General features: G+C 58.8%; 18 protein-coding genes. 12 read left to right on the top strand and 6 right to left on the bottom strand.

From position 1 onward, the window contains the following. Positions 1-8 precede the first annotated feature (8 nt). The 4 genes from DNK49_RS18920 to tssA are packed head-to-tail and all read right to left on the bottom strand — an operon-like array spanning position 9 to position 3,726. On the bottom strand, positions 9-494 hold the full coding sequence (locus tag DNK49_RS18920) for an Hcp family type VI secretion system effector (RefSeq protein ID WP_110528301.1): 486 nt from the start codon (positions 492-494) through the stop codon (positions 9-11). Positions 495-549: 55 nt separating this feature from the next. Then, a complete protein-coding gene (gene tssC / locus DNK49_RS18915; RefSeq protein ID WP_110528299.1) occupies positions 550-2,052 on the bottom strand; it encodes a type VI secretion system contractile sheath large subunit in 1,503 nt (500 codons plus the stop codon). 6 nt (positions 2,053-2,058) lie between these two features. Further along, a complete protein-coding gene (gene tssB / locus DNK49_RS18910; RefSeq protein ID WP_110528296.1) occupies positions 2,059-2,628 on the bottom strand; it encodes a type VI secretion system contractile sheath small subunit in 570 nt (189 codons plus the stop codon). 48 nt (positions 2,629-2,676) lie between these two features. Beyond that, entirely contained in the window at positions 2,677-3,726 is a 1,050-nt protein-coding gene (gene tssA / locus DNK49_RS18905) for a type VI secretion system protein TssA (RefSeq protein WP_110528293.1), read from the bottom strand. 178 nt (positions 3,727-3,904) lie between these two features. On the opposite strand from tssA, the gene tssJ reads away from it, so the two are divergent. From tssJ to tssE, 12 genes are all read left to right on the top strand, one after another. Further along, the gene (gene tssJ / locus DNK49_RS18900; RefSeq protein WP_110528289.1) at positions 3,905-4,453 is read left to right on the top strand and encodes a type VI secretion system lipoprotein TssJ; all 549 of its coding nucleotides are present in this window, start codon (positions 3,905-3,907) and stop codon (positions 4,451-4,453) included. Between the two features lie 57 nt (positions 4,454-4,510). Further along, positions 4,511-5,842, top strand: a complete 1,332-nt coding sequence (gene tssK, locus DNK49_RS18895; RefSeq protein WP_110528287.1) for a type VI secretion system baseplate subunit TssK — start codon at positions 4,511-4,513, stop codon at positions 5,840-5,842. Positions 5,843-5,883: 41 nt separating this feature from the next. Then, on the top strand, positions 5,884-7,182 hold the full coding sequence (locus tag DNK49_RS18890) for a DotU family type VI secretion system protein (RefSeq protein ID WP_165843379.1): 1,299 nt from the start codon (positions 5,884-5,886) through the stop codon (positions 7,180-7,182). Then, complete coding sequence (tssM, locus tag DNK49_RS18885; protein ID WP_110528281.1) at positions 7,179-10,787, top strand: type VI secretion system membrane subunit TssM; 3,609 nt, start codon at positions 7,179-7,181, stop codon at positions 10,785-10,787. Before DNK49_RS18890 ends, tssM begins: the two co-directional genes overlap by 4 nt. Positions 10,788-10,842: 55 nt before the next feature. Continuing rightward, on the top strand, positions 10,843-12,714 hold the full coding sequence (tssF, locus tag DNK49_RS18880; protein ID WP_207807045.1) for a type VI secretion system baseplate subunit TssF: 1,872 nt from the start codon (positions 10,843-10,845) through the stop codon (positions 12,712-12,714). Then, complete coding sequence (tssG, locus tag DNK49_RS18875) at positions 12,707-13,756, top strand: type VI secretion system baseplate subunit TssG (protein WP_110528278.1); 1,050 nt, start codon at positions 12,707-12,709, stop codon at positions 13,754-13,756. Before tssF ends, tssG begins: the two co-directional genes overlap by 8 nt. A gap of 183 nt (positions 13,757-13,939) precedes the next feature. Continuing rightward, positions 13,940-15,808 carry a serine/threonine protein kinase gene (locus DNK49_RS18865; protein WP_110528272.1) on the top strand — a complete coding sequence of 623 codons (1,869 nt, stop codon included), beginning with the start codon at positions 13,940-13,942 and terminating at the stop codon, positions 15,806-15,808. Continuing rightward, positions 15,789-16,334, top strand: coding sequence for a hypothetical protein (locus DNK49_RS18860; protein ID WP_110528269.1), 546 nt, complete (start codon positions 15,789-15,791; stop codon positions 16,332-16,334). Before DNK49_RS18865 ends, DNK49_RS18860 begins: the two co-directional genes overlap by 20 nt. Positions 16,335-16,362: 28 nt before the next feature. Then, positions 16,363-18,273 carry a type VI secretion system-associated FHA domain protein TagH gene (gene tagH, locus DNK49_RS18855; protein WP_110528266.1) on the top strand — a complete coding sequence of 637 codons (1,911 nt, stop codon included), beginning with the start codon at positions 16,363-16,365 and terminating at the stop codon, positions 18,271-18,273. Continuing rightward, the gene (locus DNK49_RS18850; protein ID WP_110528263.1) at positions 18,273-19,070 is read left to right on the top strand and encodes a PP2C family protein-serine/threonine phosphatase; all 798 of its coding nucleotides are present in this window, start codon (positions 18,273-18,275) and stop codon (positions 19,068-19,070) included. The genes tagH and DNK49_RS18850 overlap by 1 nt, the downstream gene beginning before the upstream one ends. Before the next feature lie 2 nt (positions 19,071-19,072). Continuing rightward, complete coding sequence (gene tagF / locus DNK49_RS18845; protein ID WP_165843378.1) at positions 19,073-19,771, top strand: type VI secretion system-associated protein TagF; 699 nt, start codon at positions 19,073-19,075, stop codon at positions 19,769-19,771. Further along, positions 19,768-20,259, top strand: coding sequence for a type VI secretion system baseplate subunit TssE (gene tssE, locus DNK49_RS18840; protein WP_165843377.1), 492 nt, complete (start codon positions 19,768-19,770; stop codon positions 20,257-20,259). Before tagF ends, tssE begins: the two co-directional genes overlap by 4 nt. Positions 20,260-20,467: 208 nt before the next feature. On the opposite strand, the gene DNK49_RS18835 is transcribed toward tssE, so the two are convergent. Both DNK49_RS18835 and DNK49_RS18830 read right to left on the bottom strand, forming a co-directional pair. Next, on the bottom strand, positions 20,468-21,262 hold the full coding sequence (locus DNK49_RS18835) for a DUF2189 domain-containing protein (RefSeq protein WP_110528254.1): 795 nt from the start codon (positions 21,260-21,262) through the stop codon (positions 20,468-20,470). A gap of 120 nt (positions 21,263-21,382) precedes the next feature. Continuing rightward, entirely contained in the window at positions 21,383-22,189 is an 807-nt protein-coding gene (locus DNK49_RS18830) for an alpha/beta fold hydrolase (protein ID WP_110528251.1), read from the bottom strand.

Genomic DNA, 22,189 nt, shown 5'->3' with positions numbered 1-22,189 from the left:
GCCTGCACCTAAGCGACGTTCTGCTTGACATCCCACGAGCCGGTAACGGCGGCTCCCATCGAGCCGTTAGCGTTCTGCTCCTTGACCTCGACCTTGATCTTGGAATACGAGATACCAACCGATTCCTTGACCCGGGCATCGTCGGTTGAGCCGGAGGGGCCGGCATGGGTGATGATGCAATCGGTGAGGGTGATGCGCATGTACTCCTGGGCGCCATCGCCGACCTTGCAGCACGATACTTCCACCGTGCCGATGTGCTTGCCAGAGGCGCAGTACTGCATCAGGTTGGGCGTGGCCTTGTCGGCATAATGTGTGAAAGACAATGCATCGAAGTTGGCCTTGCCGACGCCTCCGCCACCGCCGGTGAACATGGACGATGACTGTGATACGCCGTAGTTGAATGAGAGCACGTCGATCCAGCCGGTGTGTTTGGAGTCCTTTGATTCACCGTCGATACCAGCGATCTTGATGAAGAAGTCTTGTAAAGATGCCATGGGTATTTACCTTTCTATTCAGGTTGTGGGTCATGAGAAAAAAATTATGCTGATGTCAGGCCGCGTTGCCTTCCTTGACGGACGGTAACTTCGAGACCAGACGCAGGCTCATCGTCAGTCCCTCGAGTTGGTAGTGTGGGCGCAGGAAGAACTTGGCGCTGTAGTAGCCTGGGTTATCACGGACTTCCTCAACGACAACCTCCGCTGCCGCCAGCGGCTTACGTGCCTTGGTCTCCTGGCTGGAGTTGCCCGGATCACCGTCGACGTAGTTCATGATCCAGTCGTTGAGCCAGCGTTCGACGTCTGTACGCTCTTTGAAGCTGCCGATCTTGTCGCGGACGATGCACTTCAAATAGTGGGCGAAACGGCAACACGCGAACAGATAGGGTAGACGAGCTGCCAATTGGGCATTGGCGCTGGCGTCTGGGTCGTTGTACTCGGTAGGTTTTTGCAGGCTTTGCGCACCGATGAAGGCTGCGGCATCGGTGTTCTTGCGATGGAGCAATGGCATGAAGCCGTTTTTTGCCAGTTCCGCTTCGCGGCGGTCGGAGATGGCAATCTCCGTCGGACATTTCATATCCATGCCGCCGTCGTCGGTAGGGAAGGTGTGGCAGGGCAGGTGCTCGATGAGTCCACCGGATTCGACGCCGCGAATCGAAGTGGCCCAACCGTAATGCTTGAAGCTCCGATTGATATTGACCGCCATTGCGTAGGCGGCGTTGACCCAGAGGTAGCGGTGATGATTGGCTCCTTCCGTACGCTCTTCGAAGTCGAAGTCATCGATAGGGTTGGTGCGTGCCCCGTAGGGAAGGCGCCCGAGGAAGCGCGGCATTGCCAAGCCGATGTAACGCGAGTCGTCCGTTTCCCGTAGGCTGCGCCACGGGGCATATTCGGTATTTTCGAAAATCTTGGTCAGGTCGCGTGGGTTGGCGAGTTCTTGCCAGGAACTCATCTGCATCACGGCGGGGTCTGCGCCAGCGATGAAGGGGCAGTGGGCAGCGGCAGAGATTTTGGCCATCTCGCCTAGCAGTTCGACGTCCGGTCCGGAATGGTCAAAGTTGTAGTCGCCGATCAGGCAGCCGTATGGTGCGCCGCCGAGTTGCCCGTACTCTTCTTCGTAGATGCGGCGGAAGATTGGACTCTGATCCCAGCCCACGCCCTTATGGCGGCGCAGGTTGCGATGCAGGTCCTGCTTGGACAGATTCATCACCCGGATCTTCAGCATTTCATCTGTCTCGGTGTTGTTCACCAGGTAGTGGAGACCACGCCAAGTGGATTCGAGTCGCTGAAATTCGGGATTGAGGATGATGTGTTCGACTTGTTCGGAGAGCTTTCGATCGACTTCGGCGATGATCGCCTGGATCGAGCGGTAGGCATCTCCGGAAAAATTTACGGTCGATTCCAGCGCCTGCTCTGCGAGCGCGCGCACCGCCGATTCGACGGCACCACGATGATCTTCCGTCTTGGGCTTGAGTTGTTTCTCAAGCAGGTTGATGAAGTCTGGGGACTCACCGGTGGGGAGGGAAACCGATGCTTGCTCGAATGCAGGCTGGATCATGATGGTTCATGCCTCCTTGTTGGTATGGGTCGAGATGCCATCTTGCGGGAGCGTTGCGTTCGCGGAATGGGGCATCGATGCAAGCGACCTGAGAACAGCGGGGTCGCGCAGAATCTGTGCAAGCAGCTCTTCAGCGTCGCTTTTGCCATCCATGTAGCTGAGCAAATTGTTGAGTTGCGTGCGCGCCTCGAGCAGGCGGCGCAGCGGCTCGACCTTGCGCGCCACTGCCCCTGGGCCGAAGTCCGCCATGCTTTCGAAGGTAATGTCGATTACCAGCTCTCCGTCGTTGGTCAGCGTATTGGGTACCCTGAAGACTGCGCGCGGATTGACGGCCTTCATGCGTTCATCGAAGTTGTCGATGTCAATTTCGAGGAACTTGCGCTCTGCGACAGGGGGCAAGGATTTGGCAGGTGTGCCCGACAGATCCGCCATTACGCCCATGACGAATGGGAGTTGGACCTTTTTATCCGATCCGTATAGTTCCACGTCGTACTCGATCTGGACGCGGGGGGCCCTGTTCCGCGCGATGAATTTCTGGCCACTCTTGCCGCTAGGTACGTCGTTTCGAGTTGTCAACTTTGACTCCTTGGTCGATTTGTTTGGATCGTTGGGAGGGGGGCTAAATCAGCCCGCCGTGTTGTTTTCACCTGTGATGTGCCTGAGTTGTGCAAGGGCGTCGGGGGTCAACTCGGCGAGAATTTCTGCAAAACCAAGGTCGGCCAGTTTTTCGATGCGGCGGATCAGCAGTGGGGCGGGATGGGATGGCTCGTGGGATTCGAAGTAGCGTCGGGCGACGGCCAGCGCTAGGAAGGCGTCGTGCCGGTTCGTGACCCGCTCGGGCAACGTCCGCACCGCGGTAGCCCGTAAGGGGACAGACTCGGTCTCTGGCGTACAACCAGGGATGGGTTCTGCCATGTCGGATGAACTGAGCGCCTGCCCCTCTCCCAGTACGCTAAGGCGGTTGAGAAGATCTTTTAGCGGGCCTAGTTCTGGCCAGTACTCCGCTTCTACCCTGCTACGCCACAGCGCATCAATTTCAGCAAGAGTGCGAGAGGCGTGGGTGAGCGCCGCCAGACGCTCTGCATTGCGTTCGCTCTCGTCTGATAGCAGGCGTTCCATTTGGTCGGCTGAGGTAACGACGGCGTTCTCGGACGTTGTTCTGCCTTTCAGGATGGATTCTGCGTCACCAAGGCTGAGGGTGCCGATGGGGCAATCCAGGAAACATGCCTGACGGACGGCTTTCAGGCAGCCAGCAGGATCGGCGAGGGAGGCGAGTGCATTCATGCGCAACAGGGGGTCTCGCTCGCCGTCATGGTTCAGCGTCGGATGCAGGTCGTCCCAGTGCTGCTCCAGCCAGGAGTGAATGAGTAACAGCCCTTGGACTAGACCTGAAAGGTCAGTCAGTTCAGTGGCGGCCTGAGTCAGTACCACTGCAATGCGCAGGTCGCGGGACTCCATTGAGAGCCTCGTGCCTTGCTGCATCACCGCACGCCAATCGGGCGCTTGCGCGGGGATGATCTGGTTGCCGAGTTGGCGCTCAGGCTTTTCACGGGAACTGGAGAGGAAGTCCAAGAAGCGGGGGTCATACTCAAGATCCGGACCGCATGCACCGTATTCAGGGGGGGCTGGGAGGTTTTCCAACAGGCTGGTGAATAGGGTGGAATCAGCGAGCATGAGCGCTAAATTTCTTGAGAGTTGACGGTGCTGATGGCGTTAGTAAAAACGCATTTGGAATGTTCTATAATGCATTTGTCAATATTGAGTCATGACAATGGACTGTGTCAATGCATTTTGTGTTATCTTCCTTCGGATTGTCTCAATCTGCATCCGTTAGCAAAGGAGTGACTTGCATATGGCGTGTATTGGGGGGCGGAGAGGAGGCTGGTCCGGTTGTCTGTTGACAACGATGTGGGCGACTGTTGCTTCCTGTCTGCTGTTGCAGGCAGGGTGTTCAATGCCATCACGGCCAGAGTTGCCGGTGCCGGTAGAGATATCGCTCGCGGCATCCGAGCACGTGAATCCCACCGAACAAGGGCGGCCTTCTCCAGTGGTGTTAAGGGTCTATGAGTTGTCTGGACGGGACTTCTTCCAGTCTGCCGACTTTTTCGAGTTGCTTGGCGGGAGGGATCGGGCAAAGGATGCCGAAGTCATTGCGGTGCATGAGTTCGTGATGATGCCAGGGGAGTTGCGGGTATTGCGCCGACGCACGGAATTGGGTACGCGTTTTCTGGGCGTGGCGGTGGGATACCGGGACACCCAGGGGAGCATATGGCGGGCACTCGCCGCGGTACCCGCGCCGTACAGGGCCGGAAGACTGTGGTCTGCAGAGACCTCCCCGGAGCGGAAGTACCGCATCGTGGTCGGAGAGAAGGCTGTGGTCATCAATGCTGCGGACAGCTGAGATCAAGGTCTTGAATCATTGTTGTCGTGGGTCGGCGCACAGGGACGAGGAGCTCGCATGAGCAAAGAGCATAAGGTGGTGTGGTCGGAGGGAATGTTTCTGAGGCCGCAGCATTTCCAGCAGCAGGAGCGGTATCTGGAGGGGTTCGCGCATCGTCGCATCGCCTTTGCTAATGATCTTTGTTGGGGCTTCCATTCCTTGGAGTTGGACGAAGATGCGCTGGCGCTTGGTAGTGTTGTCGTCAGGATGGCGCGAGGCGTGATGCTGGACGGTACTCCGTTCGTGCTGCCCGGTGATGGCGCCGGGGCTTTGGTGCTGGATGTTCCGGCCGACGCTCGAGATGTCGTCATTTGCCTGGCTCTGCCACCCTTGCAGGAGGGTGCCGTGAATGTCATTTTTGAGGAGGATCCTCGCAGCGCGGCACGCTGGGTCAGCACGGTTGCTGAAGTTGCCGACATGAACGCGATCGGTGTGGGAACGGCGGACATTCAGTCGGGGCAACTGCGCTTTCGCCTTTTTCCTCAGCATTCTGTGCCCAGTGGTTGGCGCTCCCTTGGTGTGGTGCGTGTGCACGAACGACTACCCAATCATCATGTTAGTTTGGATCGTGGATACATCCCGCCGATGTTGTCATGCAAGGGCGCTGCCGCGTTGGACGGGTTCATCAAGGAGTTGGCCGGCCTGCTGGGGCAGCGCGCCGACGCATTAGCGGAGAGACTATCCGGCGGCGGACGTGGAGGGGTATCGGAAATTGCCGACTTTCTGCTGCTCAAGCTCGTGAACCATTGGCTGCCGGTGATGATTCATCTCGGGAGTCGGCAGGTGGTCCATCCGGAACGCTTGTACTCGGAACTACTCGGATTGGTTGGCGAACTGGCAGCGTTTTCGAGTCAACGCAGGACGAAGGCTTACCCACCTTATCAGCACGACGACTTGCAGGCCACCTTCTCCCCTCTAATGATCGATTTACGCCAAGCGCTGGCGCTGGTACTGGAGCAGACAGCGATCCGCATCGATCTGGAAGAACGTAAGTATGGCATTCGAATGGCGATGGTGCCGGACAAACAATTGTTGAAGAGTGCTTCGTTCATTCTCGCGGCTCACTCCAGCTTGCCTCCGGATCGATTGCAAGCGCAGTTCCCGACGCAGGTCAAGATAGGTCCAGTGGAAAAGATACGCGATCTGGTCAATCTTCACTTGCCAGGCGTACGTTTGAAGCCTTTGCCGGTGGCTCCGAGAGAGTTGCCGTATCACGCTGGCTATCAATATTTTGAGCTGGACGCCAACCACGAACTATGGCGCGATCTGGAACGTAGCGCCGGGGTTGCGATCCACGTCGCCGGCGATTTTCCGCAGCTTGAGCTGGAATGTTGGGCGATCAGACGATGAGCGCGGAACTTGGGGGTGCCAGGCAAGGAGCCGCTAGTGGTTTGGACTATTTGCTTGAGGGGGATGCCAAAGAAATACTGCGAAATGAATCCGGAGCGCTCTCCGGGAATGAAGCGCAGCTGGTCGCCTTGCCATCCTGTAGCGACAATCCGCTGGTAAGAGCGGCTGCCCGGTTGCTGAATCTCATTCCCAACTTGCGAGCCACGATTGCGCTCGACGAGCCGGAACGGTTGCATCGGAGTCTAGTCAGTGAAGTACGCTTCTTTGAGCAGCAGGCCTTAGCCGAAAATGTGCCGCGTGACGAGATCGTTGGTGCTCGCTATTGCCTATGCACGGCACTCGACGAGACCGCGGCGCAAACACCTTGGGGTAGCCGGGGTACTTGGGCGCGTCACAGCCTGCTGGTCACTTTCCACAGTGAAACCTGGGGAGGGGAAAAGTATTATCAGTTGCTCGGTCGTCTGGCACAGTCTCCGGATCGGCACCGACACCTGATCGAGTTGCTTTATTACTGCATTGCGTTGGGCTTTGAGGGTAGATTCCATATTGTGGAAAATGGACATGCCCAACTTGAGATGCTCAAGCGGCGCGTCGCGACTTTGATCAATTCCGCTCGCAACGGTTATGAGCAACGTCTGTCGCCCCATTGGCGGGGAGAAGAGACGGCACGCGAAGTGTGGCGGATGATTCCGCCCTGGGTGGTCGCGGCAGTTTGTGCCTTGCTCGCTTTCGTCTGCTACATAGGGTTCAGTTTCGTCCTGGCCCCCAAGTCCGATGCGGTATTCAGTCGTCTGGTAACACTTGAACTGCCAGCCTTGGACGTGGCCAAAGAGATGCCACGTGCGGTACCTCCCCGTTTGCGGCGCTTTCTAGAGAATGAGATCAGGGCTGGTCTGCTCGAAGTACGTGATCTCGCGGATCGCAGCACCGTGACATTGATGGGTGATGGCCTTTTTGACACCGGAAGCGCAGAGCCGAGGCCGCGTTACTTGGAGGTGCTTGATCGTATTGCCCGTGCGTTGGACGAGGTCGATGGAGTCGTGGTGGCGTCTGGCTATACCGACAGTGTGCCGATGCGCAGTGCCCGCTTTCCGTCGAACTGGCACTTGTCGGAGGCGCGAGCCAGTTCAGTGGCGAGAATGCTCACCGCCCGCATGCTCCGTCCGGACAGGGTGAAGTCCGAGGGGCGTGGGGAAGCTGAACCGATCAGCAGTAACGATACGGCGGAAGGACGGGCGCGCAATCGGCGTGTCGAGATCACCATTCTATTGTCCGGAGAGGCAATATCCCGCCAACTGAATTCTGGAGTGAGGGCCGTGGTGGAGGAAGGCAGACAATGATTCTGTCGTTCTCGCGACGCATGCTCGAGACACTGTTGTCGCGTGCGTTCTGGACGGTCATCGGTTTCGTAGTGGTGGTGGTGCTGATCTGGTTGGTCGGTCCTCTGTTGGCGATCGGAGACGTACGCCCGTTAGTGACGGCAGGCGCCCGGGCGTGGCTCATTGCTGCACTGGCGGCAGTTCTACTGGCGCGCTGGTTGCTGAGCCGCTGGCGCCGCAGCACGCGCAATGCCAGCATCGCGGAGCGCTTGTACGCGCTGTTGCAGGGCCCACACGGCGAGGAGAGCGATGAAGTCAAGCTGCTGCAGACGCGCTTCCATGATGCGCTTGCTGTATTGCGGCGGGCGCGTTTCGGCGATGGGCAGGGGTGGCTTGGGAGCCTGTTCGGGCGCGGTCGCTACCTATACGAACTGCCGTGGTACATCATTATTGGCGCTCCTGGTGCGGGTAAGACGACCGCGCTGCTGAATTCTGGATTGAGCTTTCCGCTGGCCAAATCCCATGGCAAGGGGGCTGTCAAGGGTGTGGGGGGGACGCGCAATTGCGACTGGTGGTTCACCAACCAGGCAGTGATGATCGATACCGCAGGACGCTACACCACCCACGATAGTGATGCGCTCGGGGATAAAGTCGAGTGGCACGGTTTCATGGGACTGCTGCGAAAATGCCGCAGCAGTCAGCCGATCAACGGTGTGTTGTTGACTGTATCTGTAACGGAATTACTCGACAGTTCGGTTGAGGAGCGGCGTCTGCATGCCAAAACCCTGCGCCAGCGTCTGGATGAGCTGCGTGAGGATCTCGGTATTTCGTTCCCGGTATATTTGCTGATCAACAAATGCGACCTGCTGTCTGGTTTCGACGAGTATTTTGCTGCGCTCGACCGAGCAGGTCGGGAACAGGTGTGGGGATTCACCCTGCCATGGTTGCATGGTGGTGAGAACGCTTACGATGCCACCGCGGTGAGTGTGGAATTGGGTTTGTTGCAGTCACGAGTGCAGGCCGGGTTGGTGGATGCGCTGCAGTCTGAGCCTGAACTCGGACGCCGTGTCCGCATTCACTCCTTCCCGCAACAGTTTGCCCTGCTGTGTAATGTGCTACGAGAAGTAGGGACGATGCTGTTTGTCGATTCGCGCTTCTCGTCAGTGCCTTTGTTGAGGGGGATGTACTTCACCAGTGCGACTCAGGAAGGTACCCCATTAGATCGGCTGATCAGTGCGATGGGCAGCCAGAAATCGGGATCGACGCAGGCAGCAATGGCTCAGCGGGGCACCAGCAAGAGCTATTTCCTGCAGGAACTGCTGACCCGTGTGGTGTTTGCGGAGGCGCATCTGGCAGGACACAACCGAAAAGTGGACCGGCGAGTGCGGGCACTGCACCTTGTTGCGTATGCGAGTTGCGTGGCCTTTCTGGTAGGGGTTACCGCAGCATGGACCTTTAGTTACCGCAACAATGTCAGCTACCTCGCCGAGGTGGATGGCAAGATTGATCGACTGGCGCGGAAGCTGAGTGAATTGCCTCCGAGGGTGGATGGCACGCTCTATCCATTGCTGGCTCCGCTGACCGAAGCGGAGACTGTGTCGGACAGCGTGTATTTCCGCGTCTCCAGCCCCGCGACAGCCTGGACGGCTGGGCTCTATCAAGGCAGGAAGCTGGCGGCTGGCTCACGTCCTCTGTATGAAGATCTGCTGCGGACTCGTCTGGCGCCAGCGATTGAGGCGCGCCTTGAATGGTTGCTTCGCACGGTTGCCGTGGAGGATCTCGAGTTTGCCTACGAGATATTGAAGGCGTATCTAATGTGGCATGATCGTTCTCGCTTTGACGCCAAGGTGTTTCAAGCTTTTGTCCTGGCCGACTGGGACTACAGCATGCCCGCCGGCGCTGCCCGCGAGGAACGGGATACGCTAGAGCGCCATGTCGCGGCTCTGATGGATATTGGCGGACCACTCGCGACCAGAGGCATAGACGGTGCGTTAGTCGATTCGACACGGGCAAGGTTGTCGCAGTTCTCTTTTGCCCAGCGCACCTATCGCAGGCTGGTACGCGCGCTACAACACAATAATCTGTCTAGCTTCTCGATCGGAGCTGTCGTCGGCCCAAGCGCCCCGTCGGTGTTCCGACGCCCCAGCGGGCGGCCACTGACCGATGGCGTTGCGTCGCTGTACACCTATCGCGGCTATCACGAGTTGTTCTCGGGCGAGGTGGACAACGTGCTGCATTACGTCGGAAAGGACGATACCTGGGTGCTTGGCGTTTCAGAGACCTCAGCGCGCGAACATGCGCAGGCCATCGCCAATGGAACATTGGCGATGGAGGTGAAGCGGCTCTATATGCGCGACTATGTGGCTGCTTGGGAGCAGTTTATCGATGACATCGATTTTGTTGCGCCACGTTCGCTGTCCGAGGCTGCCGCACTCACCAGGGAATTGTCTGCACCAGATTCTCCTCTTACCCGCTTGATGAGGGCGGTGGTTGACGAGACTACGCTCTTGAAGAACCCCCGGGCCGGGGAGGGAACGGATGCGTCGCTGTTCGACCGAGCCAAGCGTACCGTGCGTGCCACTCAGGAGGATGTACAGCGAATTGTTGGGCCAGCCATGATGCCCACTAGAGGGGGGCTGGAGGATAAGCCAGAACTGATCGTAGACAGGCGCTTCGATGCACTGCGCCGTTCGGTAGGCTCGGAGGAGGGAGGCGGCCAGCTAGTCAGTACTTTGAAAGCGCTGTCCGAACTGCATCTGTTGCTGAGTTCGGCAGAGGCGGCCAGGGTGGAGGGCTATCCGCCACCGAACAGTGATGTTCCCAATCGTCTGAAGGTTGAGGCAGATCGTTTACCACAGCCGAGTCGGCGCCTGGTGGAGTCTCTAGTGGGGACGGGAGCGATAATGATGGCGAGGGAGACGCGCGTAGCGAAAAGTAGTCAGATGGCCGGCACCGTGACCCGGGTCTGTCGGGAAACAATCGAAGGAAGGTATCCGTTCTCTTCCGCCGCGCTCAGGGAGGTCGCAGTGGACGATTTCGCACGAATGTTCGGCCCAGGCGGGGTGATTGATGGTTACTTCCAACGGGAACTGGCCGCGGTAGTGGACACCTCAACCGGCCCCTGGCGTCTGTTGCCCGGTGCGCAGGGAGGTCTTGGCGGGGGTGGGGTGCTTGTACAGTTTGAGCGTGCTGCAGTGGTGAAAGACGTGTTCTTTCGCAGTGGAGCTGGGGCTCCGTCTATCACGATCGTGATCAAACCGGTCGAGATGGACGCGACCATCACCAATCTTGTTCTTGACATTGATGGGCAGGTCATCCGCTATCAGCACGGACCACAGGTGGGTTACACGGTACGTTGGCCGGGCGTGCGGGGTAGCAACCAGATCCGTGTGACGGCCGAGCCCATCCAGAGAGGTAACACTACGAACCCGGTTCTGGAAGGGCCCTGGGCGCTGCATCGTCTGTTCGATAGGGCGAGCATCATTCCCGGTGCTAGCCCTGAACGCTTTCGTGCGGTGCTCGACGTCGGAGGGCGCAAGGCCATCTTTGAGGTAACTACCGGAAGTGTCAAGAACCCTTTCGCACTCAAGGAAATGAGGGAGTTCTCATGCCCGGCTGGACTGTGATGCGGCGGGAGTGGCGAAACGTTGGCTGGTGCGGGCGCGACTGGCAGGAGGGGGCATGATGGATATGCGATTCCTCGAATATTACAGTCGCGAACTCACTTATCTGCGCGAAATGGGTAGCGAGTTCGCTGAGGCCTTCCCCAAGGTCGCGGGGCGGCTGGGTATGCAGGGCGGTATGGTTGCCGATCCGTACGTAGAGAGACTGCTGGAGGGTTTCGCCTTTCTTGCCGCACGTATTCACGTCAAGATCGATGCTGAATTTCCTCGCTTCTCGCAGCGCTTGCTGGAGGTCGTTTATCCCCATTATCTGGCCCCTACACCGGCGATGGCGATCGCCTGCATAGATAGTAGCGAACTTGGTAGCCGCACTGTCCAGAATGGTTGCGGAACCTTGCCTCGGGGGACGCGCATGTTGTCGCCGACGGTATCGGATAGCCAGACGGCATGTTCTTTCGTGACAAGCCAGGACATCGACGTCTGGCCATTGCAGATCATTGGAACAAAGGCGGATTTACCCAGCGATAGGCTGTCGCTCGGTAGTTTGGCGGGTGCGAGGGTCGTCAAGGGGGTGATACGGATGCACCTGCGCTTCAGTCGCCCTGAGGCGGTGCGGGGCCCCCATCCAGATCGATTGTGCTTCCATATCGCCGCAGACGAGCCGGATGCAAGCTTGCTATACGAGGCAGTGCTCGGCCACGGCATGGGCGTGATGCTAAGTGAACTGGATGGCAGTCGAGCACAGTTTCTCACTGCACCCGATACGCTGCGTGCCGAGGGTTTCGATGCTGCGCAGGCATTGTTACCAACTGATCCGAGAGTGTTTCAGGGCTACCGATTGCTGCATGAGTACTTCTCTTTTCCTCCGCGTTACCTGTTTTTCAGTATTGGCGGAGTCGGCCCGGCGCTAAGGCAATTGCAGGGTGATGAGTTTGAGATTGCGATCCTGCTGGACCATGATCCGGGCGGTCTTGCTGCAGTCATGGGGAGCAGGAGCTTCATGCTCAACTGCGTCCCGATCATCAATCTGTTTCCGTCGGAAGGCAATCGTCTTCCGGTTACATCCGGTGCACTCGAGCACCATATTGTGCCTGACCGTACACGCCCACTCGATTTTGAGGTTCATCAAGTATTGAATGTGCATGGATATGATCGCGGTAACAATCCCGTGCGCTCGTTTTCCCCGTTTTACAAGCATGTAGGGCAGGACCGCAGGGGGGGAGAGGCTTATTTCTCCGTCCGAAGGGAAGCACGGCGCCTGTCCGAGGCGGGGGGTAAGGAGGGGGAGCGCTCCGGCTATCGGGGTTCGGAAGTGTTTGTGTCTCTGGTCGACACGCGGGAGGCCCCTTGGCCTGAGCATGTTGAGCAGATCGGCGTGGAGATGTTACTGACCAACCGAGATCTGCCACTTCTGTTGCCCGCCGGCACGTCGTTAAGTGTCGAGACTAGTCTACCGTTGCGGGGCGCCCGAATGTTGCGCGGACCATCCCGCCCGCGGCCTCAGCTTGCCGAGCAAGAGACAACCTGGCGCCTAATCAGCCACTTGTCGATCAACTATCTTGCCCTGCGCGATCTTGATGCGGGTAGCGGCGCAACCGTACTGCGCGAATTGTTTGGTCTTTATGCAGCGCTTGCTGATCCGGTGGTGGCCCGCCATGCCGATGCGATCGTGGCCATGCAGGTCGAGGCCGTAAATCGGAGACTCCCGGTTGCCGGGCCGCTGATGTTCGGGCGTGGGGTGGCAGTGACTGCAACACTGGACGAACGCCCTTTTGCTGGCGGCAGTCCATACCTCTTCGGCACGGTTCTGGAGCAGTTTCTGTCGAGACATGTGTCGATGAACATGTTTTGTGAACTTGTACTGTGCAGCACTACCCGCGGCCGCATCGCAACGTGGCCTCCACGTTGGGGAGGGCGCCCCGATGCCTGAACCCGTCCTCTATGACACGGTTGTGCCCTATCGTCGGTTGCTCGAGACCGAGCCGTGGCGCATCGATTGGTTCAATGCTCTGCGCTGGTTCGAGGCGAAGAATCCTCACAAGCCGCGGCTGGGCCGAGCAGCCCGTGCGAACGATGAAGTCCTGCGCGTCAGTCAGCCTCCGTCGCTGCAGTTCGCGCCCGCCTCACTCGTAGGATTCGACTTCGATACGCATGGGCGGCCGCGCTTGGCGCAACTCGTTTTCGGCCTGTTTGGTCCAAATGGGCCGCTGCCCGTGCATCTGACCGAATATGCCCACAGTGTCGCTCATGTCGAGAAAGACGCGGGGCTGCAGGCTTTCGTCGACATTTTCCAGCATCGGGCTGCGCTGTTGTTCTACCGGGCGTGGTCGAGCGCCCAGGCAACAACCTCTCTCGATCGACGGGATGATGACTCCTTCGGACGCCACGTAAGTAGTTTGATTGGCTACGGGGAGTCGGCTAGCGCTGGGCGTGATGCTATTCCCGACCATGCCCGCCGCTACATGTCTGGTCATCTGGTGCGGCTGACGCGCAATCCAGAAGGGTTACGGTCAATTCTGAGCAGTTTCTTTGGCTGGCCCTTCCGTATCGAGGAATGGGTGATGAGTTGGCTAACGTTGTCGCAAGAAGATCGGACCGAGTTGGGTGGTCATACCGATGCGTCGCGCTTGGGTGCCGGCGCCGTTTGCGGCGTTGCCATACCGGACCGCCTCCATCGTTTCCGCATCCATGCCGGTCCACTAGATCTGGCCGCCTATGAACAACTGCTTCCCGGTAGTGATTGGAACAGGCAACTGCGCGACTGGGTCCGCAACTACAGCGGTTTTGAACTGCAATGGGATGTTCGATTGATTCTGCGCGCCGACCAAGTTCCTACCGTCAGGCTCGGCGACTGCGCACGTCTGGGGTGGACGAGCTGGATGGGGAGGGAAGTACTGCGTCGGGACCGAGGAGATCTTGTCATCGATTGCGAACTGCTTGCGCCCTGCACTCAACAGTCGAGGCCATCATGAGTGGGATCATTCGCATGTCGTTGCCCAGCAAGCCCAACCTTACGCCATACGAGAGCATCAAGGTTTTGTTGTCCGGCGTTGCCCTGGCGGTAGCACAGGCGTCGACACAAGGTTCGATCAAATTCACCGCCCCGGCGAGGTGCAGTGGCGACCTTCTGATGGATCTGCCAGCGGAGAATTGACATGTCTTACGTAACAGAGGGAAAGTCTGTCGATCTCCCACAGATCCGTCCAGCGAATGCCCTACCATCCGGTGCGCGCTTGCAGGAGTTTGAGGTGCGTGCCGTAATCGGAGAGGGTGGATTCGGTATCGTCTACCAAGCGTTCGACACTTTGTTGGAGCGTGACGTCGCCATCAAAGAGTATTTGCCGGTTAGTCATGCAGTGCGAACCCCGGATGGCGCGGTGGTATCGAGTTCTGCACGGCAACAAGATACCTTTGAGAAGGGTCTGCGCTGCTTCATGTCAGAAGCTCGCATGTTGGCGCGGTTCAAACATCCTGCGCTGGTCGAGATCCTTCGATTCTGGGAAGAGAAGGGCACGGCATATATGGTAATGCCATTGTACCGTGGTCGCCCGCTAAGCCAACTCGTGCAGGAAGGGTTCCGCATCCAGGACGGTGTGGCGATGACGGCAATCCTGTCACCATTACTAGATGGCCTGGCGACGCTGCACGCGGTGGATTGCTACCACAGGGATATTTCCACCGACAATATTCTGATTCTTGAGGATGGTAGCCCGCTGCTGCTCGACTTTGGTGCAGCGCGGCGTATTCTTGTGGATAAGTCCGAAGTCTCGACTGTCATCCTTAAGCCGGGGTTCGCGCCAATCGAGCAATACAGCGAGGACGGCTCCATCGCTCCGCAGGGGGCATGGACCGATCTGTACGCGCTTTCGGCGGTAGCGTATCAGTTGGTAACGGGTGAGATGCCCGTGGTCTCCGTGGCTCGAATCATCCGCGATCCTCTGGTCCCTTTGTCTGCGAGGGCACCGGCAGGTTTTCCGGAGGGGCTGCAGGCGGCGATTGACGCTGGTCTGAGAGTCAATCCAGAGCTGCGGCCGCAGTCGATCGCCGCGTTCGTAGCGATCATGACGGCCGGTCCGAAGGTAGGGACCACGGATGCGATTGGCCTGACACCAAGCGCATCCGGCGCAGGGGCGGTAAACGACGTTGTCGCAATGCTCGTTACAGAGGGCACCGACGAAAATGTGGAGATCTCGCAGGGGACTCCTGCAGCGGGCATGCAGGTGATGGACCTGGGCTCCGCTTCGCCGTCAGAAGAACAGGAAGGAAACGAACCTCAACCCATACGTGAAAGCGTGCCAGTGGCACCGCGAGAGACGAAGAGACAACGTCGGCTTTTGCCGACTCTTCTGGGCGGGGTGTTCTTGCTGCTCACCGGTGCCGCAACCTACACACTGACTCGACATGAAGCCGAGGGGGAGGGGCTTGCGGCTTACGCGACCAATGCGACGGAGGCTACGAGGGTACCCAGTAATGATGCTTCGGCCTTCCTGCCCTTTCCGTTGTCGGCAAAGAAGGAGTCCGACCCGCGAAACGATGGCGGTTTCGAGCTGCGGAGCGGCGAGGGGGATGGCACAAGCACTTCGTTTCGGCCCACTGCGGGGTCAGCGCTGGAACTTGAGGAAAACGTCCTTGCCTTGCCAGTAGAGTCTGCTCAAACGGAGGTGTCGCAAGGCGACTCGATCGGAGCGGTTGCTGAAGGTCTTCGGCCGTCATCCAAAGATGAGGTTGAACACGGGGCAGGACACATCCCGTCTCTGATGGCCGATGGGGCGCGAAGTACAGCCGAGACTCGGGCGGACAGTGACAGTCAGCAGGGCGTGATCGAAGTGCGCGTTGAGCCATGGGGGAATGTCCTCGTGAACGGAAAATTGGTTGGCGTCGCACCGCCGCGGGTGCGTTTCCAGGTCGATCCCGGTGATCTGGAACTGGAGGTCAGCAATGAGACACATCCATCCAAGCGAATGACCATTACCGTCGAGGCCGGTCGCACCTATCGGATCAAACATGAGTTTGGCAAAGACTGAGGCGCGCACCGTGCGCTTGCAACGAACACTATGTTGCGGCTTGGCACTGGTAGTGCTGGTCGGATGTTCGGCCTTGTTCGATGCGCCCTCCTACGAGAACGTCGCCGCGTCAGAGATGGGGCAAATCCTTGGGGACGTTGTGCGCGAGCAGGCGGCAGAGATGGCGCGGCAAGGTAGTGAACGTGTCAGCCGTACTGCCGAGGATGGCATGGTTGAATTGCAGCGAGTCATCGTGTTCCCGTATCCGGACGGGACAACCGGTGAGCGCTCCCGCAACTGGCCGGTTATGCGTGTGGATAAGATAGGTCAGAGGCTGCCGCAACTGGTGCTGGAAAGCCCGATGCGGGGTCTCGTGTTTCTGAATGATCGCGAGATCGGCCTGGTGCAGGATGACAGTGTGCGCATCATCACACTGGATGTCGGGGAGCATCATATCCGCATCGAGCGGCCGCCGAAGGTGCCGATGGTTGCACAGTTCTATGCCGATAGAGGCGAGCGCATCATCTTGCGCTGGGAATCACGCTAAGTAACTCCCTTCCCGTTGAGAGGGCCCCATGCTTCAAATAGTCGCAATCAAGTATAACGAGACCATGCCGGTGTTGCCGATTGCAATATGCCTGCCGGCGGAAGGTGGGACCATCGGCCGTGACGACGACAATACCTTAGTGCTGCCGGACCCAATGCGTGTAATGTCCCGCCGCCACCTTCAGGTCACACCCGACGCGGATGGAGGCTATCGGCTCTCCAACGTCAGCACATCCAATCCGGCGTTACTGAACGCATTGTCTTTATTACCCGGCGAAGAATGCGCACTGAGTGACGGAGATCAGATCCGCATCGGATGCTATCTGATTGAGGTGCGTTTGTGCCGGGCAGAAGCGCAGCCTCCTGGCGTGCGCACCATAGACTACTGCGACGGTGCCACCGATCCTGTACAGACTGTGGTCGGATTTACGGGAGCAAGCGACGAAATTTGTGTGCAGGCCAGTGGAGTCCAGGCTACCGGTGTCTCCTGCGGGAGGGACGTGCTGCATGATTTTGCAGAGGCTGCAGAGTCTTTGGCGACACATGCCATGCAAGATATGGATGAGATCCTGACGTCCAGCGGTACGTGCCGAGCACTTGAGGACAATACTCTATACGCAATGTCGCTGCAGGGTATCGAACTGGCCGATCTGGCCGTCGAAAGTGGGCATCTGTTGCATGGCCTCAATAGCGCGGGAGCCGCTCAATCGGAGGCAGAACTCCTACGTGATGCGCTGACTGCACAGGGCAATACCTTGCTGGAGCAGGTATCGTTAGACCCGCTGGAAATCTTCGGCGATGTGGCGGACGAGGCTCTTGATCTGGTTGGTGGGGTACTCGGGGACGGTGTGGTGCGGGAAAGCAGCCATGCCATCAACCACCGTGCTGAATTGCACACGCCCTTTGTTCTGCCTGTGCTGGATAGCACCCAGGAGCCAGCGCAGGATGACACTGTGGGGATGCAGGCTGAAGCCAGTCGGGCGAGCGCGGGCGTGCCGCTCGCCGTCGATATGGTGTGTGTGTCTGAGGCTGGAGGCGAGAACAGTGGCTGCACTGTCTCTGTCGGAAAACGGATGCCTGGAACAGACCCTCTGATTCCAGAGGATTTCGGGTTAGAGGAACTCTTCGAACCCTTACAGGCACGAGCGGCGCCGGAGAGCACGCCGCTGCAGCCATCACCGCAGGACGCTTTGGCTGCTGAAGTGGAGCATAGGACTTGCATGGAAGAAGCTCCTCCGGCGGGGGGCACACCGGAGACCCTGGCGAGTTCGCCATCCGTCCGAGAACAGCGTACGCCAGCGCCTTTGGTGTCTGAAACAGCGCCCGCCGAGGAACAAGCCTGTTTGTTCGCAGCGTTGCTGGAGGGGTTGGAGCTGGAGAACCTTGCGAATCGGCAGGGACTTGATCCGGCGTTCATGCGTACCCTCGGAGCGCTGCTAAAAGTCAGTGTCGATGGCACCGTGCAATTGATAGCGGCGCGAGCAACAGTGAAGAGAGAGGTACGCGCCAATGTCACCTTGATTGCGCCCGATCGCAATAATCCACTGAAATTTTCGCCTAGCGGCGAGGTAGCACTGATGTACTTACTGGGGTCACGCTATCCTGGTTTCATGGATCCGGAAGAGGCAGTGCGAGAGGCCTTCGAAGATCTGTACAACCATCAGCTCGGCGTCGTCTCGGGTATGCGTTCGGCACTGAGTCACGTATTGGAGCGTTTCGACCCTGTGACCATCTCGCGCAACGCTAACGCCAGCGGAATGATCGAGACTCTGCTCTCTCTGGGGCGCAAAGCCAGACTCTGGGACGCCTATGGCCGATATTTCGAAAGTACCCGGGAGCAAGCCGAGGACCGCTTTCAGGAGTTCTTCGGCACTGCCTTCGTGGACGCCTATGAGGAGAGCTCGCAAAGTGGAGTGCAACAGAACACGGAGACACCGTAATGCACTTGTCAATTGCGCATTGCACGGAAACCGGAACACGGGACGGCAACCAGGACTTCGTTGGCTTCTGCGCAAATGAAAGCATTGGCTGCTTTGCACTGGCCGATGGCGCAGGTGGATACGAAGGTGGTGAAGTCGCTGCACGCATGGTTGTACGAGAAGTTCTACAGCATTTCCAGGTGGCCCCAGGAAAGTGCTGCGCCAACCCGGATTGGACCATTGCCGTGGCAAGAGATGCTCTTGGGCGGGCACGTGAGCTTCATCGTGACTGCAAGGATATGAATACCACGGTGGCTACCCTGCTGATCGACACCGAAGCTGCGCGGGCGACATGGTGCCAACTCGGTGATAGCCGCATCTATCTTTTCCGTCACGGGCGAGCATGTCTGCTGACCCATGACCATAGTGTTTTGCAGGCAATGATGGACGCAGGCTTCGAACGCGGTAGCCTACGTGGACGGCGTGACCGCAATACGTTGTATGCGGCGGTCGGCTCTGTTGATACACCGCCAACTGCCGTCTGCGAAGTCCCGTTGGTGTTGCAGTCAGGAGACGCATTCCTGCTATGCAGCGACGGTTTTTGGGAGGTGCTCGACGAAACCGCGATGGAGGAGGCGCTCAAAGAGGCTGTACTACCTGAAGACTGGGTGAAAGGCATGCTGGCACGTATTCAAGTACCCGGCCCCGGAGATATGGACAACTTTAGTGCTCTGGCAGTGTGGGTAGGGCCGCGTATCGAAGTCACTCGCGTTTTAACAAGGTACGACGACGATGTTGGCCGGATAGTGTGGCGATGAGGATGAGGCTACCTTTTAAACGACTAGCACAGCCACCGCTTCTCGGCTGGTTCGGGAAATTGCCGGCGGTGGGTGATTTTGCTGGGCGTGGCTTGCCGCTGAGCTTACGTGAAGGGGTGCATGCGTGGTGTGCCGATGGCATGGTGCGCCTTGCTGAGAGGCATGGGGAGATGTGGCGGGAAGCGTATCAACTGTCCCCGATATGGCATTTCGCAATGAACGCGGGCGTTTGGGACGAGCGCCCTTTGCTGGGCTGCGTCGCTCCCAGTATGGACCGTGTCGGTCGATGCTCACCATTGGTGGTGTTGCGGTCCATTGAATCCGACCACGTCGGCGCATGCCTGCCGCCGCAAAGCGACTGGTCGTACAAGACGGATGCCTTGGTGCGACGTATTATCTCCGATACTGTTGGGGTGGAGGCAGTGCAGATTGAACTTGAGGCCACGCTAGGGGAGCGTATGCCATGGTGTAGCGAGGCAACTACCACTGGGGAAATTCTTGCCGATCTTGGCATCGGCGAGAAAGGTTGTGCTGACTGGTTCTCATGGCCCGATCTGTGCGAGCGCTTTGCAGAACGTCGGCGGCGTAGTTTCTGGTGGGCCGAACCTTCTCCAATGCTGCCGCCGAAACAGGTCATCCACAACGGCGAGCCGGATGCTGATCTGTTCGAATTGCTGCTCATGGGATGGGCCGACCGATGAGCGGGAAGGCTGCAGACGTCACCCGCAGCGATGGTTTTCTTCCAACGCTACTTGACCGTTTGGTCGAGGCAACATCGAACGGTGGAGCACCCCTCTCGCGCCGAACCTATCAGGACACGGTGTTAAGGGATCTGCATTGGTTGCTGAACGCAATTGCACCTCTGTCGCAGACAGTGTCTGAGAGCTATCCACATTTGCGCGACTGTGTCCTCAATTTTGGCATTCCTGGCACCTCTGGCGGGATACTGACGAAGCGCGAGTTGGATGCACTGGCGGTCGAGATTGAGCATGCGATATTGGCGTTTGAGCCACGGGTCCTGCCAGACAGTCTCTCGGTCAGTGTGATATCCGACCGAGATGCGGCGATTCGTAATCAGTTGGTTTTCCGCATCGCCGCGGCATTCTGGTTCGACCCTTATCCGTTGGAATTATCGATCTGTGCCCAGTGGGACATTGAGAGTGGGCTGGTCGGTCTGCGGGAGGAATAACGATGGTCATGATGGCATTTCCTTATCAGGCCAAATGTCATCCTGTGCGTAAATCGCCATGAGCGGTCGCCTTTAAGTTGTTGCTATTCTGACCCTTACGATCCACCAATGCAGCGAGTGGCACAATGCTGTTGGCAACGCACCCCTTGGTCCGATGCGGGTGATGACCTCCCGTTTTTCGGGGCAGGGCCTAGGCAAATCAGTGAGGTCAGCGAATGGGCAATGGCGCGACCAGATCGCGGTAGGCATACCAGGTGGCATGCCCGACGATTGGCATCAGCACCACCAGGCCGACGTGAAAGCTGAGGAAGCCCACAATGGTCAGGCTGACGATCAACATCGCCCAGACCAGCATGGCCCCTGGATTGCGCGTCAGTGCCGCGACGCTTGCCAGCATCGAACTGATGGCGTCCTGGTTGCGATCGAGCATCAGCGGGATGGAGACCACGCTGACGGCGAACACGATGGTGGCGAAGATCATGCCCACGCCAAAATACACTGCAAGGAACTCGAGGTTCTCCATGGCGATCACCTGGCCGAGAAACCCGGACAGATTGGGCATTTCATTCGAGTAAAACAGCGCAAACACCACCAGCGAGGCGCGCGCCCAGACCAGAAAGACCACCCCGAGTACGACGGCGAAAAGCCCGATGTTGCCTGCATTGCGCCGCCATACCGTCAGCGTCGGTCCGAGCGCGCAGTGCTCACCCAGTTCGTGTCGTCGACTGATTTCATAAAGCCCCATGGCGACAAAGGGGCCCAGCAGCAGGAAGCCCGAGGTCAGCGCCGAGGTGTATTCATAGGCGTGCTCGAAGACAAAGGTGATCAGCAAGCCCATGGCGGCGAAACAGAAGCCATAGAACAGGCTCGGGATGGGGCAGGCGGTCAGGTCGCCCCAACCCTGGCGGACCCAGCGGAAGGGGGCGGTGATCGGAACATCACGTACGGTTGGAAAGGGCAGGTCTGCGGGATCGTCCAGCGGTGCGTCCTTGGGCTGCGGCATGTCTCTCTCCGGTCGGATTGTCGTTTGCTGCGACACGACACGGGCGAACGACGCGGGTGTGGCGCGGGGCGCGCCGCAGCATCGCCTGCAGCACCCCCCATCCCTGAATGCGTCGAACGTCTAGGAAACCAGGAACTCCCGTATCGCATTGCTCAGCGCGTCCGGGCTTTCGGCCATCATGGCGTGACCTGCCCCGGGCAGCACCATCATACGCGCATGGCCTGTGCTGTTGACCAGGGCATCGTATAAGGGTTTTACCGCACGCGGTGGTGTCATCTGGTCGCGCTCGCCACAAATCAGCAAGGTAGGGCAAGGGATGTCTGCGGCGAGCCGCAGCCCGTCCTGCCAGTCGTTGCAGGCCTGCAGGTCGGCCGCGAGCACGCCGGCTTGCTGGTGTGCCATCAGACTCCGGTTGAGTCCGGTCAGCGACATGCCCGGCGTGCTGGAGGCACCCAGTTGCCCGGTGGGCGTGTAAGACCATTGATTGATCATGGCATGTGCCCGGTCGCGGTCGGTGCGCGCAGCCTCGATCAACATGGGCGCGACCGGCATCGGCGCAACGCTGCCGACCAGGATCAGGTGGTCGATACGTTGGGCAGCGCGTCCGGCCACCGCAAGCGCGATCAAGGAGCCCATGCTGTGGCCGACCAGGCTGACCCGGGTCAGGCCGAGCCCGTCGAGCAGGTCGACAATCCAGTCTGCCAGGCTGTCGATGCTATCCAGCGCAGGACCATCCGACGCACCGTGGCCCGGCAGGTCGGGGGCCACGACGGCGTAGCCGCGATGCGCGAGGTGGCGGGCCTGGTAGGTCCATACACTGTGATCGTGGCCTGCGCCATGGATCAGAACAACGGCAGGCTGTTCGCGGTTGAAGGGGCGTCCGCCAGTGTAGATGCGGGTGTTGCGTTCGCGGATGAGCAGGTCCAT

Source organism: Parazoarcus communis SWub3 = DSM 12120 (genome assembly GCF_003226565.1).
In the GTDB taxonomy this organism is placed as follows: domain Bacteria; phylum Pseudomonadota; class Gammaproteobacteria; order Burkholderiales; family Rhodocyclaceae; genus Parazoarcus; species Parazoarcus communis.
This window is presented reverse-complemented; position numbering and strand designations above follow the sequence as displayed.

Bases quoted from the DNA above. Each gene is read 5' to 3' on its own strand.
- tssG (WP_110528278.1), top strand. From the start codon at position 12,707: ATGCCTGAACCCGTCCTCTATGACACGGTTGTGCCCTATCGTCGGTTG.
- tssK (WP_110528287.1), top strand. From the start codon at position 4,511: ATGAGCAAAGAGCATAAGGTGGTGTGGTCGGAGGGAATGTTTCTGAGG.
- DNK49_RS18865 (WP_110528272.1), top strand. From the start codon at position 13,940: ATGTCTTACGTAACAGAGGGAAAGTCTGTCGATCTCCCACAGATCCGT.
- tagF (WP_165843378.1), top strand. From the start codon at position 19,073: ATGAGGCTACCTTTTAAACGACTAGCACAGCCACCGCTTCTCGGCTGG.
- tssA (WP_110528293.1), bottom strand. From the start codon at position 3,726: ATGCTCGCTGATTCCACCCTATTCACCAGCCTGTTGGAAAACCTCCCA.
- DNK49_RS18850 (WP_110528263.1), top strand. From the start codon at position 18,273: ATGCACTTGTCAATTGCGCATTGCACGGAAACCGGAACACGGGACGGC.
- tssE (WP_165843377.1), top strand. From the start codon at position 19,768: ATGAGCGGGAAGGCTGCAGACGTCACCCGCAGCGATGGTTTTCTTCCA.
- DNK49_RS18835 (WP_110528254.1), bottom strand. From the start codon at position 21,262: ATGCCGCAGCCCAAGGACGCACCGCTGGACGATCCCGCAGACCTGCCC.
- tssJ (WP_110528289.1), top strand. From the start codon at position 3,905: ATGGCGTGTATTGGGGGGCGGAGAGGAGGCTGGTCCGGTTGTCTGTTG.
- tssM (WP_110528281.1), top strand. From the start codon at position 7,179: ATGATTCTGTCGTTCTCGCGACGCATGCTCGAGACACTGTTGTCGCGT.
- tssC (WP_110528299.1), bottom strand. From the start codon at position 2,052: ATGATCCAGCCTGCATTCGAGCAAGCATCGGTTTCCCTCCCCACCGGT.
- DNK49_RS18860 (WP_110528269.1), top strand. From the start codon at position 15,789: ATGAGTTTGGCAAAGACTGAGGCGCGCACCGTGCGCTTGCAACGAACA.
- tagH (WP_110528266.1), top strand. From the start codon at position 16,363: ATGCTTCAAATAGTCGCAATCAAGTATAACGAGACCATGCCGGTGTTG.
- DNK49_RS18830 (WP_110528251.1), bottom strand. From the start codon at position 22,189: ATGGACCTGCTCATCCGCGAACGCAACACCCGCATCTACACTGGCGGA.
- DNK49_RS18920 (WP_110528301.1), bottom strand. From the start codon at position 494: ATGGCATCTTTACAAGACTTCTTCATCAAGATCGCTGGTATCGACGGT.
- tssF (WP_207807045.1), top strand. From the start codon at position 10,843: ATGATGGATATGCGATTCCTCGAATATTACAGTCGCGAACTCACTTAT.